The organism is Paraburkholderia megapolitana, assembly GCF_007556815.1.
In the GTDB taxonomy this organism is placed as follows: domain Bacteria; phylum Pseudomonadota; class Gammaproteobacteria; order Burkholderiales; family Burkholderiaceae; genus Paraburkholderia; species Paraburkholderia megapolitana.
Map to the genome: position 1 here is coordinate 1 of NZ_CP041745.1, position 20,879 is coordinate 20,879.

The window sequence follows — 20,879 nt, forward strand, 5'->3', positions numbered from 1 at the left end:
ATGAACGAATTCTGGCAACACTGTTCCGCATTGCTGGAGCGCGAATTGACGCCCCAGCAGTACGTGACGTGGATCAAACCGTTGGCCCCGGTCGCCTTCGACGCCGATGCGCATACCCTGAGCATCGCCGCGCCGAACCGCTTCAAGCTCGACTGGGTCAAGAGCCAGTTTTCCGGCCGGATCACCGATCTTGCCCGCGATTTCTGGCAGGCACCGGTCGATGTCCAGTTCGTTCTCGATCCGAAGGCCGGGTCGCGTTTGTCCGTGGCGCCTGCGCCCGTGCCGATGGCGGCACGGCAGCAAACATCCTCTTCTACTGGCAACCAGAGCAACGCAGGCGGCGTCGCGGCCGTCGGCGCCGCGGTCGGTGCGGTGCAGGCCGCTCATGCGGCACGCTTTGGCAATGGCTCGGCGCATGGATCGAATGGCGGTCATACGGCCGGCCAGCACAGCGACGATGCCGCCGATCTCGATCTGCCCAGCCTCGACGCAAACGAAGCCGCAGCGGCGCGCCGCACGTGGCGTCCCGGCTCAGGACCGGCCGGCAACGGCGACAGCGACCCGATGTACGAGCGCTCCAAGCTGAATCCGGTGCTCACGTTCGATAACTTCGTCACCGGCAAGGCGAACCAGCTCGCGCGCGCCGCGGCGATCCAGGTCGCCGACAACCCCGGCGTGTCGTACAACCCGCTGTTTCTGTATGGCGGCGTCGGCCTCGGCAAGACTCACCTGATCCACGCGATCGGCAACCAGTTGCTGATGGACAAGGCCGGTGCCCGGATCCGTTACATCCACGCGGAACAATATGTGTCGGACGTGGTGAAGGCGTACCAGCGCAAGGCGTTCGACGACTTCAAGCGTTATTACCACTCGCTCGACCTGCTGCTCATCGACGATATCCAGTTCTTCTCCGGCAAATCGCGTACGCAGGAAGAGTTCTTCTACGCGTTCGAGGCACTGGTCGCGAACAAGGCGCAGGTCATCATCACGAGCGATACGTACCCGAAGGAAATTTCGGGGATCGACGACCGGCTGATTTCACGCTTCGACTCCGGCCTGACCGTGGCGATCGAGCCGCCCGAGCTGGAAATGCGCGTCGCGATCCTGATGCGCAAGGCGCAATCGGAAGATGTGAGCCTCAACGAGGACGTCGCGTTCTTCGTCGCCAAGCACCTGCGCTCGAACGTCCGCGAACTCGAAGGCGCGCTGCGCAAGATCCTCGCGTATTCGAAATTCCATGGCCGCGAGATTTCGATCGAACTGACCAAGGAAGCGCTGAAAGACCTGCTGACCGTGCAGAACCGGCAGATCTCGGTGGAGAACATCCAGAAGACCGCTGCCGACTTCTACAACATCAAGGTCGCGGACATGTATTCGAAGAAGCGACCGGCGAATATCGCGCGGCCGCGGCAGATCGCGATGTATCTGGCCAAAGAACTGACGCAGAAGAGCCTGCCGGAAATCGGCGAGCTGTTTGGCGGGCGCGATCACACCACCGTGCTCCACGCGGTGCGCAAGATTGCCGACGAACGTAGCAAGGATGCACAGTTGAATCATGAACTGCACGTGCTCGAGCAGACGTTGAAGGGCTGAGTGGGCGTGTGCGGTTTGAGCGGGGAATCGTGAGGCGAAAAAACGAAGGGCGCGAGGCCAATTCAGGCGGTCCGAAAGAGGACTGAGACTGGCGCGGCAAAACGGCCCTGTTTATTTCGCGGAACGTCCCCATTTTAGGGAAGCGGTTTCGTTTTCAGGCACAATACAGGTTTAACCGCCCGGCGGGCGCAGGCGGGTTTTCAGGCCATGTCCGGCTGGGCGCGGCGGCACCGGCAGGGGGCCGCCGGCGCGCGGTGGTGAGCCGGGCGGGGCGCGCAGGCCGTTATATCAACGAAGGAACTCTATGCAACTGGTCAAGACCGAACGCGATAACCTCCTCAGGCCGCTGCAAACCGTGAGCGGCATCGTCGAACGCCGCCACACGTTGCCGATCCTCGCCAACCTGCTGATCACCAAGAGCGATTCCAATGTGTCGTTCCTGTCGACGGACCTCGAACTGCAGATCACCACGCGCGCCGATTTCGGCGTAGGTGGAGAGTCGGTGGCGACTACGGTGGCTGCGCGCAAGCTGCTCGACATCCTGCGTGCGATGCCTGAAGGCCAGGTCAGCCTGACGCTGACCGACAAGCGCCTCACGGTGCAGTCGGGCAAGAGCCGCTTCGCGCTGCAGACGCTCGCCGCGGACGAATTCCCGACCGTCGCGCAAGCCAAAGATTTCGGCGCCAACCTGTCGGTTCCGCAAAAGACGTTCCGTCAGTTGCTCGGTATGGTCCATTTCGCGATGGCGCAGCAGGACATCCGTTACTACCTGAACGGCATGTTGCTCGTGGTCGATGGCGACCAGCTGATGGCCGTCGCAACCGACGGACACCGGCTTGCGTACTCGTCGATGAAAATCGAGGGTTCCTTTGCCCGCCAGGAAGTGATCGTTCCGCGCAAGACGATTCTTGAGCTGCAACGCCTGCTCGAAGATATCGACGACACGCTGAAAATCGAAATCGCGTCGACCCAGGCGAAGTTCACGTTCGGCCAGGTCGAACTGGTTTCGAAACTGGTGGAAGGCAAGTTCCCCGACTTCCAGCGCGTGATTCCGAAGTCGCACAAGAACACGTTCGTGATTGGCCGCGAAGAACTGCAACGCTCGCTGCAACGCGCGGCGATTCTGACGTCGGACAAGTTCAAGGGCGTGCGCTGCATCATCGAGCCGGGCCAGTTGAAGATCATGTCCACCAACGCCGATCAGGAAGAGGCGCAGGAAGAACTGGAAATCGCCTACCAGGGCGACACCATCGATATCGGCTTCAACGTCACGTATCTGCTCGACGTGCTCGCGAACCTGAAGGTCGACATGCTGCAGGTCAGCCTCGGCGACGCGAGTTCCAGCGCGCTGATCACGATTCCCGAGAACGAGGAATTCAAGTACGTAGTGATGCCGATGCGCATCTGACGCAACCGACAATAAGAACACACCAAGGGGCGCAGTGCCCCTTTGGCGTTTTTATGGTGTTTTGAAAGTCCTGAAGCAGCAACCAGGCAGCAACGCAGAACCGGAAAAAATCCATGACTGAAACGAACAATTCGCAACCCGATAACAGCTACGGCGCCTCTTCCATTCAGATCCTCGAAGGTCTGGAGGCCGTCCGGAAGCGACCCGGGATGTACATCGGCGATACATCGGATGGCACCGGTCTGCATCACCTCGTATTCGAAGTGCTGGACAACTCGATCGACGAAGCGCTAGCGGGTCACTGCAACGACATCCAGGTCATCATCCACGCGGATAACTCGATCTCCGTCACGGACAACGGCCGTGGCGTGCCGACCGGCCTGAAGATGGATGACAAGCACGATCCGAAGCGCAGTGCCGCTGAAATCGTGATGACCGAGCTGCACGCCGGCGGCAAGTTCGACCAGAACAGCTACAAGGTGTCCGGCGGGCTGCACGGCGTGGGCGTCTCGTGCGTGAACGGACTGTCGGCGTGGCTGCGCCTCACGGTGCGCCGCGATGGCAAGAAGCACTTCATGGAATTCCATCGTGGCGTGCCGCAGAACCGCATTGTCGAAGAAGTGGATGGTGAACGCGTATCGCCGATGCTGGTGGTGGGTGACACCGAAAACCGCGGCACCGAAGTGCATTTTCTCGCCGACGATACGATCTTCGGCAATGTCGAGTATCACTACGACATTCTGGCGAAGCGCATTCGCGAACTGTCGTTCCTGAATAACGGTGTGCGGATTCGTTTGACCGACCAGCGCTCGGGCAAGGAAGAAGACTTCGCGTTTGTCGGCGGCGTGAAGGGCTTTGTCGAGTACATCAACAAGACCAAGGCCGTACTGCACCCGACCATCTTCCACGTGAGCGGCGAGAAAGACGGCGTGGGCGTCGAAGTAGCGATGCAGTGGAACGACAGCTACAACGAAAGCGTTTTGTGCTTCACGAACAATATTCCGCAGCGCGATGGCGGCACTCACTTGACCGGTTTGCGCGCGGCGATGACGCGCGTGCTGAACAAGTACATCGCCGATCACGAAGTCGCGAAGAAAGCGAAGGTCGAAACGTCCGGCGATGACATGCGCGAAGGGCTGTCGTGCGTGCTGTCCGTCAAGGTGCCGGAGCCGAAGTTCAGCGCGCAGACGAAGGACAAGCTTGTTTCGTCGGAAGTGCGTGCGCCGGTTGAGGACGTGGTCGCTAAGGCGCTTGAAGAATTTCTGCTTGAGACGCCGCTCGACGCGAAGATTATCTGCGGCAAGATCGTCGATGCCGCGCGTGCACGCGACGCTGCGCGCAAGGCGCGCGAGATGACGCGACGCAAGGGCGTGCTGGACGGCGTTGGTTTGCCGGGCAAGCTTGCCGATTGCCAGGAGAAAGATCCGGCGAAGTCGGAGATTTATATCGTCGAGGGTGACTCGGCTGGCGGCTCCGCCAAGCAGGGGCGTGACCGGAAGTTTCAGGCCATCCTGCCGTTGCGCGGCAAGGTGCTGAACGTCGAAAAGGCGCGCTACGACAAGCTGCTTTCGTCGGAACAGATCGTTACGCTGATTACCGCGCTGGGTTGCGGGATCGGCAAGGACGATTACAACCTCGACAAGCTGCGCTATCACCGCATCATCATCATGACCGACGCGGACGTGGACGGTGCGCACATCCGTACGCTGCTGCTTACGTTCTTCTATCGGCAGATGCCGGACATGATCGAGCGTGGGTTTGTTTATATCGCGCAACCGCCGCTGTACAAGATCAAGGCGGGTAAGGATGAGCGGTATCTTAAGGATGAGTCGGAGCGGAATGCGCATATGTTGAAGCTCGCGCTGCAGGGGTCCGATCTTGTTCCTACTGAGAATGCGACGCCTATTGCTGGCGATGCGCTTGGTGAGCTGGCGCGGTCTTATCTGCTTGCTCAGGCTGTCGTTAACCGGTTGAGCCGGCTTTACGACGCGCAGGCCATGGAAGCGGTCATGGATGGTGTTGTGATCGATTTCACCGATGAGGCTTCAACTGAGGCTTCGGCTAAGGTGCTTGAGGCTCATCTGCGGGACGATCCTTTGAAGCCCGAGGTGTTCGTGCATGCGATGTATGACGCTGTGCGGGAACAGCGGTCGCTGCGGGTGGAGCGGAAGCATCATGGGAACCTGAAGGTCTCCGTTATCGATCAGGATTTTCAGTTGACTGCGGATTATCAGCAGTTGGTTACTACTGCCGATACTTTCAAAGGCTTGATCGGGGTCGGGGCTGTTATTCGGCGCGGTGAGCGGAGTATGGCGGTTAATAACTTCAAGAGCGCTATGAAGTGGCTCATCGCCGATGCTGAGCGTAACGTCTCGTTGCAGCGGTACAAAGGGCTCGGGGAGATGAATCCTGGACAGCTCTGGGAAACTACGATGGATCCGACGGTTAGGCGGTTGCTGCGGGTGCAGATTGAGGATGCTATCGCTGCGGATGGGATTTTTACTACGCTTATGGGGGATGATGTGGAGCCGAGAAGGGCGTTTATTGAGTCTAATGCGCTTAGGGCGGGGAATATTGATGTTTGAGGGTTCTGTTTGTCGTAGGGCGCCAGAGTATGTGCGACTGGCGCCACAGTTTTGCGACTGTGGGACAGAGTTAATGCGACTGACCTACCTAGACGGGAAGTGACCACCGTTCCAGCACACATAGGCTATACGACGTGTCTTTGGCGAAGCTCAGTTTTCAGACTCGCAAGGGTTAAAAATCACGAATGGCTTGGTAGGGTTCGCGGTACGAAGGTCTGGAGTTCGAGCCTCCTCCTCTCACCAAATTAAAGTCTGGTTAAGTCCAGCGAAGGTCGGAAAGTCCTTACCCCATAAGGCTTCCGGCCTTTTTTACGTCCACGGTTGTCCAGCTACGTCTGGTGAAATCTTGAGGTCCTTCGGGGCAGGATAAGGGGCGTCGGCTTCTGCTTCCAACACAGGGTATCCCCATGCCCCTCACAGACGTTGCCATCAGGAACGCCCGGCCAACCGGAAAAACTCTCCGCTTACGGGACGCCGGCGGACTGCATCTCGAGGTTACCGCTGGCGGGTCGAAGCTGTGTAAGCGCGAGTTTTCGCCCACCTAGCTTCCGTGCCTGAGAAGGTCCACGATTGCGTCCGCAACCCCAAATTTGCGGACGCAATCCATGACCGAGAATGACCTGACCTTTTTGCCCTTGCGGGTGACACGTGTTGGTGTCGGCGGCAAGCGCAGTTTCGACCCGGCAGGCAAGCGGCGACTGGTCGACGCCTGCCTGCAGCCAGGTGCATCGCTGTCTGGCCTCGCGCTGAAGGCTGGGGTGAACGCCAACCAGTTGCGCAAATGGGTTCGGCTGCGCGAACAGCAAACTGCCTGCGCGAGAGTCAACTCCGCGGTCGGATTCCCGGCTTTCGTGCCGGTCGTCGCGATCGATGACGCGGCGCCGGTCCCGGCGACGGCACCTGTTGCGCGGCCCACGCCTGAACTGGATCGCGCTGACCTGTCGTCACCGGCGACGCAGGGTGCGCGACTGTCGGCCAGATTGCCCAACGGCGTGAAGCTTGAGCTCGAATGTTCAGGACACGATGCCGCTCTCGTGAGCGCGATGATTGCCGCACTGGGAGCGTGCTGATGTTCCGGTTCGAGGCGGACCTGAAGGTCTTCCTGCATCGTGAGCCGATCGACTTCCGGGCCGGCATCAACAGCCTGGTGGCACTGGTCGAGCAGTCCATGCAACTCGACCCGTTTGCGCGTGCCGTGTTTGCCTTCCACAATCGCAGGCGCAACCGGGTCAAGTTGCTGTTCTACGAGCGCACCGGCTTCTGGCTGATGCTGCGGCGCCTTGAGCAGGACCACTTCGTCTGGCCACGCCGGCCACAGGCGGTGATCGAGTTGACGACCGAACAACTACATTGGCTCCTTGAGGGCATTGACGTCGACGCAGTGCGCCGCCATCCATCACGGCGGTACCGCCACGCGAGTTGAACGCCGGGGCGTTCCCGGTAAAACAACGGGCAGGTGAACGGTTACAAATTCCCGTAAACCCATCGCACGCAGTCCTTCGCTATCCTGGGAGCATGAACGAAGACGATTTCTCCCGATTGCCGCCGGCCGCTCAGGCCTATATCCGTGAACTCGAGACACGCAACCGGCAGCTGGGCGAACGGGTTGCCCAGCTGGAGGAGCAGTTCCGCCTGGCGCAGAGCAAGCGCTTCGCGCCGAGCAGCGAGAAGCTCGGGGATCGCGTCTTCGACGAAGCCGAACAGATTGCCGCCACGGACGACGATGACGCCGGCGATGCCGATGACACGGTCGCGCTGCCCGATACTGGCCTGCCAGATGTACCCGGGCCGGCACGAAACAGGCCCGGACGCAAACCGCTGCCGGCGCACCTGCCACGTCAGCGCATCGAATACGACCTGCCCGAAGACCAGAAGGTCTGCCCGTGCTGCGCACACGCACTTCACCGCATGGGCGAAGAGGTCAGCGAACAGTTGCATATCGAGGTGAAAGCGTCCGTGCTGCAGCACGTGCGCTTCAAGTACGCGTGCCGTCACTGCGAACGCCATGCTGAGCGTACGCCGGTGATCACCGCATCGATGCCCGCGCAGCCGTTACCGGGCAGCAATGCCAGTGCGGCGATGATCGCCACCGTCACCGCAGGCAAGTACGTCGATGGTACGCCGCTGTACCGGATGGCTCACGCGCTCGCGCGTGCGGACATCGAAGTCGGACGCGGCACGCTGGCGAACTGGATCATCCGGCCCGCAGAGCTGCATTACCGCCGGCTGTACGACGCACTGCGCAGGACGCTGCTGTCGCAGCCATTGATCCATGGCGACGAGACAACGGTGCAGGTGCTCAAGGAGCCCGGCAAGGCCGCACAGAGCACATCGTATATGTGGGTCTACCGCAGTGCCGAAGACAGTGCGCAGCCAGTCGTGCTGTTCGACTACCAGCCGGGGCGGAGGCAGGAATATCCTCAAGCGTTCCTCGACGGCTATGAAGGCCTGCTGATGACGGACGGATACGCCGCCTGGCGCACGCTCGAAGGCCCGACGCACTTCGGCTGCCTGGCTCACGCCCGTCGGGCCTTCGTCGACGCGCTCAAGGGCATGAAGAAACCCGGCGGCCGTGCCGCGCAGGCACTGGAATACTTCAAGGCGCTGTATCAGGTCGAGGCGCTGGCCAAAGCCGATCTGCCCGAAGGCGAGACGCGCGTTGACTACACTTACCGGCTGCGCCAGCAGCACAGCGTGCCGCTACTCGAAGCGTTCAGAAAGTGGCTGGACGAACAGGCGCCGCAGGTTCTGCCAGAAAGCCTGCTGGGCAAGGCGATCTCATACACACGCAACCAGTGGATGTATCTCTGTCGCTACGTGAGCGACGGGCGTGCCCCCGTTGACAATAATGTTATCGAGCGTGACATCAGACCATTCTGTACAGGCAGGTCTGCATGGCTGTTCGCTGACACGGTTGCTGGCGCGAAAGCAAGCGCGATGGTGTACAGCCTGATGTTGACGTGCCGCGCCTGCGGCGTCGAGCCATACGCGTACCTGCTGCATGTGCTGACCGAATTGCCGCAGCGTGCTCCCGACGCGGACGTCAGCGATCTCTTGCCGTTCAACTTCAACCCACAGAAACCCCTGCGGGACGCGAAGCCGCAGGATTCGACGAACACGCCCTGATACAGGAAAGTGCACTGCTCAAGACCCTGCGCGTGCCCCCTGCATGCTTCGGGCGTCGTCGTTGCGACAACTTCGCGGTGCGTCCACGCTTACCCCTGTGAAGTCATCATCGCCGCTCGCGTCGCAGATGTCGGCGCGTAATAGCGCGACGGTGTGTGGGTTTGTCTGCAGTGGGAGCAGGTCCGGGAGCCTGGTTAAAATATCGCCTTGCGTCGCTTCGCGCAGTAATCGGAGAAAACCATCCCATGACCAGGACGAACCGCAGGTCCGTGAGCATCGCCCCGGCCCACAACAAGACCAGCCTGTCGAAAGGCCAGAAGGCATTCAACGCACTCATCCGGCAGATTGAAAAGCGGCGTCACCATCTCGGTGCGTGGGAGGTGGTCGGGCCAGTCTTCCAGAAAAAATATACCGACGAGTTCCTTCCACTCGAGAAGATCTGCACGGATTTGCAGGTAAAGATGGTTCATTGCCTTGAGCAGGCCTTCGACCAGAAAGGATTGACGAAATCCGAACGCCGCACGATCTCGGTGCTGATTACCGGCCTGGCGGGCGATCTGATCGAAGAGCAGGACGATGCGCAACTGAAGGCCATTTACAACCGGCATAGTCAATCCGACTTCGACAGCGAAGCGGCGGCCGAACTTGAGGACATGAAGTCTGCGCTGGAGGCGATGCTCGGTGCGGAGCTGGGCGACGATATCGACATGAGCTCACCGGAAGATCTGTTGCAGCGCGCGCACGCGAAAATGGAAGAGCAACAGGCGCGGGAAGCTGCCGAAAATCAGGCGCGAGAGGAGCGCCGTGCCAAACGGAAAAAGTCGGCCAGGCAGCTCGCCGCGCAGGCGCGGCAGGAGCAGGAGCAGGAGCAGCTAAGCCAGTCCATCCGCGAGGTCTATCGCAAACTTGCCAGTGCCCTTCATCCCGATCGTGAACCGGATCCCCACGAGCGCCAGCGCAAGACCGCGCTGATGCAGCGGGCCAACCAGGCTTATGGCAACAACAATCTGCTGCAACTGCTGGAATTGCAGCTCGAACTTGAACACATCGATCAGAGCGCGATCAACAATATCAGCGAAGACCGGCTGAAGCACTATAAAGTGATCCTGAAGGAGCAACTCGGCGAACTGGATCAGGAAATCCTGCATGTCGAAGCGCGATTCAGGCACGCCTATGGAATTCCACCATTCATCGACATCTCTCCTGACACCGTCGTACGCAATCTCGCCGGTGACATCGCAGGAATTCAGCAAAGCGTACGCGACCTGAAACAAGACCTGCTGGTGTTCGAAGAGATCAGGACACTCAAGAGCTGGCTGAAGAGTGTCAAACGTCAGCACGCAACGCTTCACTTCGACGAAATGCCGTTCTGAGCGACTTCGAGGTTCGAGCCGAGAATCTCAAGTGTGTCGAAATTCGCGCTTACGAAGCTGTGGCGGTGGAAGTACTGCTTCGATGGAAAAAAGCGGCTCTCGTTTGGTCGGTATCCCGACGTCAGCCTGAAGGATGCGCGGACCAAGCGCGACGATGCGCGCAAACTGGTGGCCGACGACGTCGACCCGAGCGCGCACAAGAAAGCGGTCAAGGCGGCGATGCTCGAGAGGGTCGCCAACACTTTTGAGGATGTCGCCCGCGAGTGGTTCGCGCGAATGATGACCGACAAGGCCAAGTCTCACAAGGACAAGGTCATTGCGCGGATCGAGAACGATATCTTCGCGTGGCTCGGCAAGCGGCCCATATCTGTTTTAGCGGCCTATCGAGTTGCGCGCGATGCGGTGGGATGGCTGCTTGCGCGGACGAGCGCAAAGCCATGGTAGTGGAATATTCATATAGCGTCTCCGAATGCAGCTTGTCCAAGCGTTGCATGCGGCCGCCGCCAATCCGGAGAATGTTGAGCTACCAAGGCCCAGAACTCCTTTGTATGATTCTTTTCAACCGTATGGCAAAGCTCGTGGACGATGACGTAGTCCTGCACGGTGGTTGCCAGCTCCATCACTCTTGGGTGGAACTCAAGCACATTGTGGCTATTGCAACTGGCCCAACGGCTCTCGAAGTGACGGATGCGCGCCCCACTGGATTTCAATCCGGTTTGCCGTTCCCAGTGACGAACGCGCTGGAGCAGTTTTTCTTGCGCACGCTCCCGGTAGAAGCCCTCCAACAGGGGAGCAATCGCCTCGGGCAGAATGCTCGAGCCATCTGGATGCTCGACGATAAAGCGAGACGCAGTAAAAGTTAGGCGAGGTCGCGTGATGCCCGGTGCGTGGCGGACCTCGGTGAAATACGTCCGACCGGAGTAACGAAGACGGCTGCCGGTAACGATGGCCTCATTGCGCAGCGGCTGATTGACTAACTTCAGTTTATCGCGTATCCAACGGGCACGACAGAGCACCAAGGCTTCCTGTTCAGCCCTTCTCACCTGCGGCCCGCGCAGCAATACCGGCCGTCCTCGCTCCACGGTCACATAGTGCCGCTTGAGCTTGGCATCGGGCTGAAATCGCCATTCAATGGCGGTCTGGCCGTACTGCAGAATTGGCATGGTCAGTTCTTCAGCAGGATGTCCAGGATACGGGCGGCATGGTCACGGGTCACCGAGCGTTCCCATCCAGCCAACGGCATCAGCAGCTTGCGCAACAGGTCGCGAATTTCCGGGTGCAGGTCGTGCATCTGCTTCCAGTTGGTCGCCGCCATGGTGCGGCAAAGGTCAGCGTCCTCAAACAGCTTGGTGGTGGCCACCCTGGCGGTGTCTTCGGTCAGTAAGGCAGCCAGGTAGTGGTAGACGGCTGAATGAGCGGGGTGTTCGAAACCGGTGTTGTCTTTGTCCTTGACGCGCTGCCCAAACAACTCAAGCTGTTCCAGAAATTGCGCTTGGCTGATACGGCCAGCCTTCTCTTCTTCCAGCAGCCTCTCCAGCTCTTCGGCCAGCTTGTCGAAGAAGGCTGGGTCTTTGTCCCGGCCGGTGACGATGGTGTGCTTGAGTTGGTTCTTCATCACCAAGGCTTGACTGCCGGGGTTGGCCAACTTTTTCAGCCGCGCCATATCGCTGGCATTCAGAATCGACACGTCGCGCCCCAGAAGGCTTTTGGCCGGGCTGGCAGCTATGTACTCATCGAGCAGTTGCTGCAGCAGAGCCGATTCCAGTTTGGTGATGCGCTCGCGGTAGGTGCTGCCAGGTAACTTGTCGCGCAGCATAAGTCGGATTTCTGCAAAGAGGGTGAAGTAAGGCTTGAACGGTACCCCCCGCACATCAGGCAGAATGATGTCGACGCTGCGATTGAACTGTTTTACCAGTTCCAGGAAGTCTTCCACCGCGTCCAGTCGCGTGGCCGGGTCAAGGAAGCGCTCAGCGTCGTCCTTGTAGTCCTCTCGCTGGGATACCGGGTCGTGCTTCCTAGGCAGCAGTTTGAGTATACGCTCGAGCGTGCTTTGCAGTTTGGGTAGCTCGCTTTCGACGCTTTCCCAGACCTGCGCTGGCCGCACTTCGCCGCCGTAAATCTTCAGGGCGTGGTCGAGATGTTGGACGACGCCGTGGTAGTCCACGATGTAACCGGCGTTTTTGCCGGCCATGGTGCGATTCACCCGTGCAATCGCCTGCAGCAGCGTGTGTTCCTTCAGCGGCTTGTCAAGGTACATGGTGCCAACGATGGGTGCGTCCCAACCAGTCAGCAGCATGTCCGAGACGATGATGAGGCCCACGTTATTGGCATGAGGCTGATCGTCCCGCCCCTTGGCTTCATCACCATACGGCAATGGAAACAGCTTGCTGACGAAACCGCCAATCTGTTCGGACGGCAGGGTGACAGGCTCTTTTCCAGCCTTCAGTTCGGCGCGGACACGTTCTTCGATGGTCTGGATGTGGCCCTTCGCGACGTTCTTTTCAGCCGCCTCTTGCTGCTCCGACGCTCCGGTACGGGATGCCGTGGCACTGGCCAAGGAGATAACCACCCGGTTTTCGAACGTGGGCAGGCCCTTCGCCTGGCGCTCTTGCATGAGCCCATCGAGCAAATCCTTGTAGCGCACGGCCATGTCACGGCCGTCGCAGACAAGCATCGCTTTGAGCTTCTTAGCCTGCACGTTGGTGAGGAAGTGTTCAACTAGATGCGCCGCTACCTGTTCCATGCGGTCGCCGGCCTGTCGCCAACGTGACAGTAGTTCTTTCTTCAGCACTTGCTGCTTGGCTTCACCCTCACTCGCGAACTGGTCTTTGAAGGCTTGATCAAGCTTTGCGTCGGCCGACAGCGCCACCCATGCGTCCTGGTACTTGATGGGCAGGGTCGCGCCATCAGCGACGGCCTCGTGCAGCCGGTATTCGTCTATGTAGGTATCGCCACCGAACTCGGCGAGCGTTTGCTTGTCGTCGTTCAGCAATGGGGTGCCGGTAAAGGCGATGAACTTCGCGTTGGGCAGACTGGCGCGCATGAAGGCGGCTAGGAAGTCGTACTGACTACGGTGAGCTTCGTCGACCAGAACATAAAAATTCGGTTTGGCACTGAGTACCCGAAAATTGACCTTCTCGCGGCTGACCTCTTCCCACTTCGCCTCGAACAATACCCCGTCGGCGTCATACTGACCTAAGTGGACATTGCGCTCTTCGACCATGAAGAAGTCCTTACCCTCGCGCACCCGTCTGTGCCGGGCTGCTCGCAAAAGGTCGTCTTCTTCATCCGGTGTGGCGTCGGCGGCGTCCGGTCGCTCGCTCTCTTGAAACTTCTGCACGGTACTCGTGAACACGGCGCCGTAATCATTGCTCAGCAGCTTGACTAAACCGTCAACTGACACGGCCTGCTTTGCCTTGATGCCCACCGCGTGGAAGGTATCGAAGATTTGCTTGTCGAGGTCTTTACGGTCGGTTAGCACCAGCACGGTCGGGTTGTTCAGACCGCTGCTGTCGGCACGAAGCATCCGCGCCAACAGCGCCATGGTCAATGATTTGCCACTGCCTTGGGTATGCCATACCACGCCACCAATGGGCTTCGGGGCGGTGAGGCGGGCTATGGTTTTGCGCACTGCGCGCCACTGCTGATAACGCGGCAACTTCTTCACAGTCTTGCCGTCGCGGGTCTCGAACAGGACGAAGTGGGTGATGAATTCTAGAAATCGGCTTGGCTCAAATAGCGCCCACAGCAGATGGTCTTGTTCGCTAGGGTCGTCGCCCAGTAGGGCGGCCACCGTCGCCAGTTCTGTTTCCTGCAACCGGTATCGCGCATAGAAAGCTGGCTTGGTCAGGATGGCCCCATACAGGCCCTCGCGGCGGTTCAAGCCCACGCAGACCTGGTTGTAAACGAACTGGGCCGGAAAACTGGCCTGGTAGCCATCCAGCTGCGCCAGTGCTTCATCGAGCCGGTGGTGACTGGCTTTGCACTCAATGATGGCTAGTGGCAGGCCGTTCACGAACAGCAGCAGGTCAGGACGGAACAGGTCACCGTCGGCATTCTTGCCGACGTACTGGTCAACAACATGGAAGTCGTTATTGGCGGGCGTGGTTGCATCGAAAAAGCGTACGCTGTGCAGCTTGCCCTCGGCATCCTTCACTTGGACGTCGGCGCGATGCACCACCTGCTCCGAGAAGGACTTGTTCGCCGGTAGCAGGTCGTCGTTCACCCGCTTGCGTAATTCAATCAGAGCAGCGTCTAGTCCGCCGGGGGCGACAACCAGCCAAGGGTTCAGTGCCAGCAGTCGGGGTCGCAGAATGTAATCGAGCAAGGGAGCGAGGTGCCGGTGCTCCACGTGCACGTCATTGCCGGGCTGGTGGGTGTAACCCAGCTTGACCAGTGATTCAATGGCCGGGATTTCGACCCCTGCTTTTTCGGAGGACTGGCTCATGAATGCCGCTCTAATTGCATCGCTGTTTCCTTCGGCCGGCTGCTTTACCGGACCTCATTGCAGCCGAATTCTTGATTGACCTGTTTGCGAATTTCGAACAGACTCAATCGGTTGATAACCTGTAGCCAGCTACCCCAGCCATGCCGTTGCGGTTGGCTTGGCAATGTCGCTACTGGCAGCTAGTACCTTGGACATCGGGTTTGTCATTCAGCGTGCCCTAGTCGCCAAAATTCATGAGGTCGTCTCCGGTTCAGCATCGAGTACAACTGCGTCGACCTTGACCCGCCATTCGCCGGTCAGCAGCTTTTGCATCAGGCCACGTTTGAGGCTTTGGTAATGGTTCTGCTTAATTCCAAGGACTCGTAACTTGCTATTCACGGTATCCAGAATTCCGGAAATCTTGTTTTGTTCGATTGCCGGAGGTACTGGCAAATCAAAGCTGCGAATCTGCTGGTAATTTAGTCCCTCCCTATTGCCACCGGCCTGAAATTTATTAACTTGATTTTGACCAGCGTTCGAATTCAAGTAATGACAAAGGAAATTCGGGTTGAAGCTGGGTAAAGGTCGAATGATGCAGACATGCTGATTGACGTTGCCCTCGCCAAAATTAGCAGGAAGGATAGCGCAACGCCCAATAGATGCGCCGGTGATGTTCAACAACACGTCGCACGGCATTAGTGCCGAGTTGCGCATCTTTTCGTGCTGCTCAGTGCTGATGTATGCAACATCAGCAAGTGATAGCTGGCCAATGAGCACGTTTTGGCTCCGAATCAGTGGAATGCCACTACTGAGATAGGCGTCACTGCCCCCCCTTGGAGTCACTCCGCTACCAACCTTGGTGACATGAGAATGGAGCTTGTCGGTACGCCACCCCACCGGAATCTCCCCCAGTTCACTATCTTTGAACTCGGTATGCGGCCGCCAGTGACCATTCGCGTCCTGGCTTCCTACACCTCGGCTGAAAAGGGTTTGCATCAGGCCACCCTTGAGTGTCTGGGTCGCTTCAATTTGGCGGGCAATCACGTCCAGCTTATTCTCTACCGCCGTGAGGATGGCGGCGATTTTCTCTTGTTCGAGGAGCGGCGGAAATGTCACCACATATTTGTGTACGACGTTTCTGTTTAGGGTTGGTACGCCAGTTCCCGTCGAAAATTTTTCAAGACGGATTTCGCTCAGCTTGTAGTAGACATACTTCGGCAGGTTTCCCTTGAAGCCTTTTACATACAATGAGGTGTTGAGCGGCCAATACTCGTCCTCTGTGTAGAACAATTTCCCAATCGTTCCCGAGCGCCCAGTAATCACTCCTGGACCACCGACTACGCTTCTATCATGAAAGCCTAACAATCCATTGGAACCGAATATCCGGACGTCGCCATGGCGACGTTCTTGTACAGGAAGGTCTACGCCCCTTTGAAGTTCGAGGAAGCTCAAGAGTTCGCCGGATTGCCAGCCAGCCGGTACGACCAGCTCCGTCTCGGCCACTTGTTCTGTCTGCTTTTGACTCATTTCGATTCGGCCTCAAGCAGCCCTAACTCCGCCAGATAGCCGTTCAGTCGCTTATCAATCTCGGCTTCTTCATCAGTCAACTCGCTTAGTTGCGTCAAAGTGGCAGCCACATCGACCGTTTCTTCGGTCTCGCCGTTGTCGATGTAGCGCGCAATGTTGAGGTTGCCGTCGTTGCCGCTGATTTCATCCAGCGTCACCAACCGGCAGTAGTTGTCCACCTCCGTCTGCTGCTCGAACGCAGCTTTGTGGGTATCGACGACGCGCGTGATGTCCTTAGGACGCAAGCTGTTCTGCGCTTTACCTTCAAGGTAGTCGCGGCTGGCGTCGATGATGATGACGCGGTTCTTGAGCGCCACCGGTTTCTGTTTGTTCAGTATCAGCACGCAGGCCGGGATGCCGGTGTTGTAGAACAGAGCCGAGGGCAGGCCGATGACCGCTTCAATCAGGTCGCCCGGCTGGTCGCCGGACGAGGCGTCTGTGCCGAAAAGGAGCCCTTCGCGAATCTTGCCTTCTTCGCCGCTACGAAACAGCACGCCATTCGGCAGAATGATACCCATGCGACCGTCAGCCTTCAGGCTCGACAGCATGTGCTGGGCGAAGGCGAGGTCGGCGTAACTGCGAGGTGGGATGCCATACGCGAAGCGACCGTAAGGGTCGCTGACCTGCTTATAATTTGGGGCCTTGGGTTTTTTGTCGCCGTCCTGCTCAGCCTCGGCCGCCAGTTCCAGCGGGGACCACCACGATTTGGCCGAGAACGGTGGATTTGCAATCACGCGGTCGAACGTCCGGAGGTAGTCGCCATCGAGGTGCTTCGGTTCGACCAGTGTATCGCCGCGCTCGATTTCGGCCCGCATGTTGTGCAGGTAGAGGTTCAGCTTGGCAATGGCCCAGGTGCCAAGGTTCTTTTCCTGGCCGAACAGCAGTACGTTCGGCTTGTCCCCCAGCAGCGTACCATTAGGTAGTTTGGCCACATGGTGCGCACTTTCAACCAGCATGCCACCGCTGCCGCAGGTGGGGTCGTACACCGCGTGGCCCGGTCGCGGGTCGATGAGTTCGACCACCAGTTGCACTACCGCCTTGGGAGTGTAGAACTCGCCCCCCTTCTTGCCGGCATCGTCGGCAAACTGCTTGATGAGATATTCGTAGGCATCGCCCAGCATGTCGGCCTTGTACAGGTCGACATTGCCCAGCTTGTACTGGTTGAAGTGGCGCAGCAGCCGCTGCAGGGTGGCATCGGAGAGCACGCGCTTGTCACCATACTGGGTGGCGGTCAGCACGTGCTGCAGTTCGGGATTGTTGGCTTCGATGGTGGCGAACGCTTTATCCAGTGCTTCGCCGATATTTTCGGTTTGCGAAATCAGCATCGGCCAGCGGGCAGTGGTGGGTAATCTGCCCCACTTTTCTTCGATTTCCTCTTCGGCCTCTAGGCCACTCAACCCCTCATTTTGCGTCAAACGGCTCACGCGTTCTTCGAATACGTCGTTAAACCGCTTGAGAAACAGCAGGCCGAAGATGTAGTTCTTGAAGTCGGACGAGTCGATGGAACCGCGCAGAATGTTGGCGGATTCCCAAAGCCAGCTTTCGAGCACTTCGAGGGATAGTTGATTGCTCATCGGAGGTTTCACTCAATACACAACGGTTAACGCAGAGTCGTCAGTTTCGCCGCAGTTCTATCCAAACCATCGGATGGACTCCCTTATGGAGCTAACGCCAGTCGCTCCCCATGACTGGTCTTCTGGAGCTAGAAGAGCTGCGGTAGTGGTCCGGCGTAGCCGCGCCGGCGCGCGTCTTGAAACAACGCCCAAGATTGAGTCCGTACGCCGTGAAAGCCCGGTTGCCAAGCGACACGATCAAGGGTTTCAGCCAAGGCCGTATGATGCCGCTTGCCAGCCTGAAAGGCCAGCAAGGTATGCAGGTCGGCCATCTCCTGCCCACGTCCGGGCTATGCGCTCGCGTCCGGGGGGCTTTTCAGAGCTCAGCCACCTCAGGTGTAGCTTTTCCTCAGCCGCGCAGACTTTTTTTGGTGAGCGATGACCCGTTCGGACTAACGATTGAAATAGGCTCATCAATACTGTATAAATATACAGTTGTTTGGCGTCATCCATTGAAACTAGGGATCGGTAGGTAGTACACGGCACAGGTGCGACGGCAAAAGGTGCCGACTTGTTGGCAGTGCTGGGATAGACTACGGCGGGCTTCAGGGGCGCAAGCGCTTTGCTCCTGCGAATCGCCTACTCAAAACCAGAATGAGGGCCGGCCGGGTGTGCATGCACAACGCATGTCGGCAACGACCTCGAGTTTCCGAGACCAACATGCCAATTCAGATACGCCACAGTGTTATCCACGGGTTCACCAAAGAAGCGGGCGAGCCCGTTGCTCACGTCGACAAGAAGGACCGTCTGCTGGACAACACACTGCCCTCAGTCTTCTCACTGGTACAAGGCATGGTCACACTGCTCGGAAAAAAGGAAAGCAGCCAAGTCTGGGGGCGCTTTGGGAACAATGGGCGAGAAGGTCCGTTCCCCGGCCGGTTTGCGGGCTACATCGATGACGTGAGCAGCGTTGAGGGCTTCCTTGCACTTTCGCACCTCGCCGTTGATGAAATTTCGCGGACTGCGGAAGCGCAGCAAGCGTCTACAGGTGGACACATCCTTTGTGCCACATACGATGATGATGCGGGTAACACTCGTGTCATCGTCGCAATGATTAAGCAAAGAAGTGGTTTGCAGCTTGACGATAACCTAGTGCCAATCAACATCGTCGAAATCGATATGTCGAAGCTGCATCAGGCTGCTCAGATTCGAGTGGGCGAGTTCCGACAGACCATCGAACTGCAGGCAGAGCAGCATGACGATGAAGGCGAAGAGCAAGCAGACGTCACATATCTGTCGTTCGTCGCCAAGCGCGCGGACCGCGGCTCCTCTGCGTATTTCATTAACGCTCTGGGCTGCGAAGTCGGAGTTTCGTCAACTAAAGCGACAACGCGTCTGTACAAGGCTGTCGACGCATTTTTTCGCGAGAACGAGGAACTCAACCCGTATCTGCGCAACGCAAAAGACGCGTTAAGCGCGTTCCTGCGACAGGAAGCAGATGCTCAACGACTTGTGACAATGGATGCGCTGCAGGATGTAATGGACCGGGTGGTCCGCCCGGAACATGCCCATCTTGTGCGTGAAATGACTCAGACCTTGAACGGCGACCGATTCAAGGTGCCTGACGGTTTTCTTGTCAGCGAGACCGTGCTGCGAAAGCATACGAAGGTTGTTCTGGAAGGAGCTCGTCTCACGCTGAAATTTGATAGAGGGATGCTGGGCACGGACCGCAACGCTGAGCTGTTCTTTGACGAGGACAATCGCGCGCTGACCATTCAGAATCTGTCGAACGAGATGATGGGCCGCCTGCAACAAACGTTGAACGATGGCTGACCATGCTCTCAGATGTCATCGCACTCTATCGTGCATTAGGCCGACCACAGCTCACGCAAGATTATTCTTGCAGCTTTGCTGGGGCCATTAACGCGGCTACGGTTGAGTTGGCAAACCGGTGTCAGCGCATGGGCGCTGCCTTTGGGAGGGTGGAACTCGAGGACGACGATGACGGTACTGTCAGAATCGAAATTCAGATGCCGACAAATGAACAGGGACGGGTCTATCTGTCTTTGTCCAATTTGTTGCGTCAAACTCCGTCCCTCGCGTTCGGCAAGTTGCCTGTGCATTACTACATGGCAGACCTAGACTATTGTTCTACCGACGAAGTAAAGCCTGAAGGAATAGTCAAGGTCGAGCGGCTTGCGAAGTTTATTGAGCTTCTGTCGAAACTTGCTGACGATCGCGTGGAGTTCAGCGGTAGAAGTAATCGCCTGCTGTTCATTCTTCCTACTGATACGACCAAGGTTCGCAAGACTGCTCTTGCGGAAATTAAGGTCGAGGAAAAGGCACTCGAATTTGACCTGCTTCACCTTCAATTGCTAGAGCAGCTCGTGGCAGACGAAAACTCAAACAAGCTGCACGTCGAAGAGCGATTGCTGACGATGCGGAGCGCGATTGCCGACACACTCGCGTCAGCATCCACCGAGTCGAACGATCTGACGTTCCTTTGTGAGAACTGGCGAATTATCCAACAGAAGTATCGGGCAAACTTCCAAGCCTATATCCAGAACTTTGCGTTCGACGATGTTCGCAAGAAGATAATTGACTCCGAGCTTGAATACGCCTCGAAGCTAACTGGCGCATTTGGAGATGTGGCCGGCAAGTTGCTTGCGCTTCCGGCGTCGCTACTGGCCATCAGCGCCCTCGACGCGTTGAAGGAGGATTCAACGTTCCTGCTTGGGTGCGCCGGCCTCTTTCTCGTAACGATTGTTCTCCGGTACGTTCTCAAGAACATTCGCTACCAGATTGACCGCCTGCAGTCCGGCTTTGAGTTCGTTTTCTCGCCGTTGTTCGACAAGAGCAAGACCTATCCGAGCAAGCTACAGGGCGTACTGGTTGAGCGAAAAGCGACCCTTGAAAGGCAAGCTCGACTCACCAAAGTCACCTTCTGGGCGTTCTCCGCCCTCACGTTTGCCCCCACACTGGGGGCGATTTGGAAAATCTGGGTCCGCTATCCTCAGCTGGCAATCTGGTTAAAAGCAATGCTGACGCACCTAAGGCCCTTCATCTAGCTGAGGCTTCAGCTTTCTCGCGAGGACCTGATTGCCACCTGCTCTACTCGCTGCTACTTCGAAGTTGGATGGCTGTGCAATTGCAGGTAATACTTGGGCGAAAACGAGTGCGGGCTGAAATGTGCGTTGCGCACCGTATACGCGATAGCACTTGTAGAGGGAAAAGAAGAGCTGGTGCAGA

14 protein-coding genes are annotated in these 20,879 nt (G+C 58.1%); 10 read left to right on the plus strand and 4 right to left on the minus strand.

Going from position 1 to position 20,879, the window contains the following annotated elements; genetic code table 11:
* The 8 genes from dnaA (at window position 1) to FNZ07_RS13400 (ending at window position 10,529) form a co-directional block, all read left to right on the plus strand.
* Window positions 1-1,593 carry a chromosomal replication initiator protein DnaA gene (gene dnaA, locus FNZ07_RS13355; RefSeq protein WP_091016923.1) on the plus strand — a complete coding sequence of 531 codons (1,593 nt, stop codon included), beginning with the start codon at window positions 1-3 and terminating at the stop codon, window positions 1,591-1,593.
* 304 nt (window positions 1,594-1,897) lie between these two features.
* Window positions 1,898-3,001, plus strand: coding sequence for a DNA polymerase III subunit beta (dnaN, locus tag FNZ07_RS13360; RefSeq protein ID WP_091016921.1), 1,104 nt, complete (start codon window positions 1,898-1,900; stop codon window positions 2,999-3,001).
* Window positions 3,002-3,114: 113 nt separating this feature from the next.
* Window positions 3,115-5,586 (plus strand): DNA topoisomerase (ATP-hydrolyzing) subunit B, encoded by a 2,472-nt coding sequence (gyrB, locus tag FNZ07_RS13370; RefSeq protein ID WP_091016918.1) that lies wholly within the window; start codon window positions 3,115-3,117, stop codon window positions 5,584-5,586.
* Window positions 5,587-6,191: 605 nt separating this feature from the next.
* Window positions 6,192-6,656, plus strand: coding sequence for an IS66-like element accessory protein TnpA (gene tnpA / locus FNZ07_RS13380; protein WP_091020679.1), 465 nt, complete (start codon window positions 6,192-6,194; stop codon window positions 6,654-6,656).
* Window positions 6,656-7,009, plus strand: coding sequence for an IS66 family insertion sequence element accessory protein TnpB (gene tnpB / locus FNZ07_RS13385; RefSeq protein WP_170275755.1), 354 nt, complete (start codon window positions 6,656-6,658; stop codon window positions 7,007-7,009). The genes tnpA and tnpB overlap by 1 nt, the downstream gene beginning before the upstream one ends.
* 92 nt (window positions 7,010-7,101) lie before the next feature.
* On the plus strand, window positions 7,102-8,712 hold the full coding sequence (gene tnpC / locus FNZ07_RS13390) for an IS66 family transposase (RefSeq protein ID WP_091020683.1): 1,611 nt from the start codon (window positions 7,102-7,104) through the stop codon (window positions 8,710-8,712).
* Between the two features lie 245 nt (window positions 8,713-8,957).
* A complete protein-coding gene (locus tag FNZ07_RS13395) occupies window positions 8,958-10,085 on the plus strand; it encodes a J domain-containing protein (RefSeq protein ID WP_091020686.1) in 1,128 nt (375 codons plus the stop codon).
* Window positions 10,086-10,118: 33 nt separating this feature from the next.
* A complete protein-coding gene (locus tag FNZ07_RS13400; protein WP_245811728.1) occupies window positions 10,119-10,529 on the plus strand; it encodes a tyrosine-type recombinase/integrase in 411 nt (136 codons plus the stop codon).
* A gap of 8 nt (window positions 10,530-10,537) precedes the next feature.
* Here FNZ07_RS13400 and FNZ07_RS13405 read toward each other — a convergent pair whose 3' ends face one another.
* From FNZ07_RS13405 to FNZ07_RS13420, 4 genes are all read right to left on the minus strand, one after another.
* Window positions 10,538-11,248 (minus strand): M48 family metallopeptidase, encoded by a 711-nt coding sequence (locus FNZ07_RS13405; protein WP_091019196.1) that lies wholly within the window; start codon window positions 11,246-11,248, stop codon window positions 10,538-10,540.
* Between the two features lie 2 nt (window positions 11,249-11,250).
* Window positions 11,251-14,532, minus strand: a complete 3,282-nt coding sequence (locus FNZ07_RS13410) for a type I restriction endonuclease subunit R (protein WP_091019199.1) — start codon at window positions 14,530-14,532, stop codon at window positions 11,251-11,253.
* 231 nt (window positions 14,533-14,763) lie between these two features.
* Entirely contained in the window at window positions 14,764-16,038 is a 1,275-nt protein-coding gene (locus FNZ07_RS13415) for a restriction endonuclease subunit S (RefSeq protein ID WP_091019201.1), read from the minus strand.
* Window positions 16,035-17,651 (minus strand): type I restriction-modification system subunit M, encoded by a 1,617-nt coding sequence (locus FNZ07_RS13420; RefSeq protein ID WP_091019203.1) that lies wholly within the window; start codon window positions 17,649-17,651, stop codon window positions 16,035-16,037. The genes FNZ07_RS13415 and FNZ07_RS13420 overlap by 4 nt, the downstream gene beginning before the upstream one ends.
* A gap of 699 nt (window positions 17,652-18,350) precedes the next feature.
* Between FNZ07_RS13420 and FNZ07_RS13430 the strand changes: the two genes are divergently transcribed.
* On the plus strand, window positions 18,351-19,463 hold the full coding sequence (locus FNZ07_RS13430; RefSeq protein WP_170275765.1) for a nucleoid-associated protein: 1,113 nt from the start codon (window positions 18,351-18,353) through the stop codon (window positions 19,461-19,463).
* Window positions 19,464-19,465: 2 nt separating this feature from the next.
* Window positions 19,466-20,698: a hypothetical protein gene (locus FNZ07_RS13435; RefSeq protein ID WP_091019208.1), complete on the plus strand. Its 1,233-nt coding sequence runs from the start codon at window positions 19,466-19,468 to the stop codon at window positions 20,696-20,698.
* Window positions 20,699-20,879 lie beyond the last annotated feature (181 nt).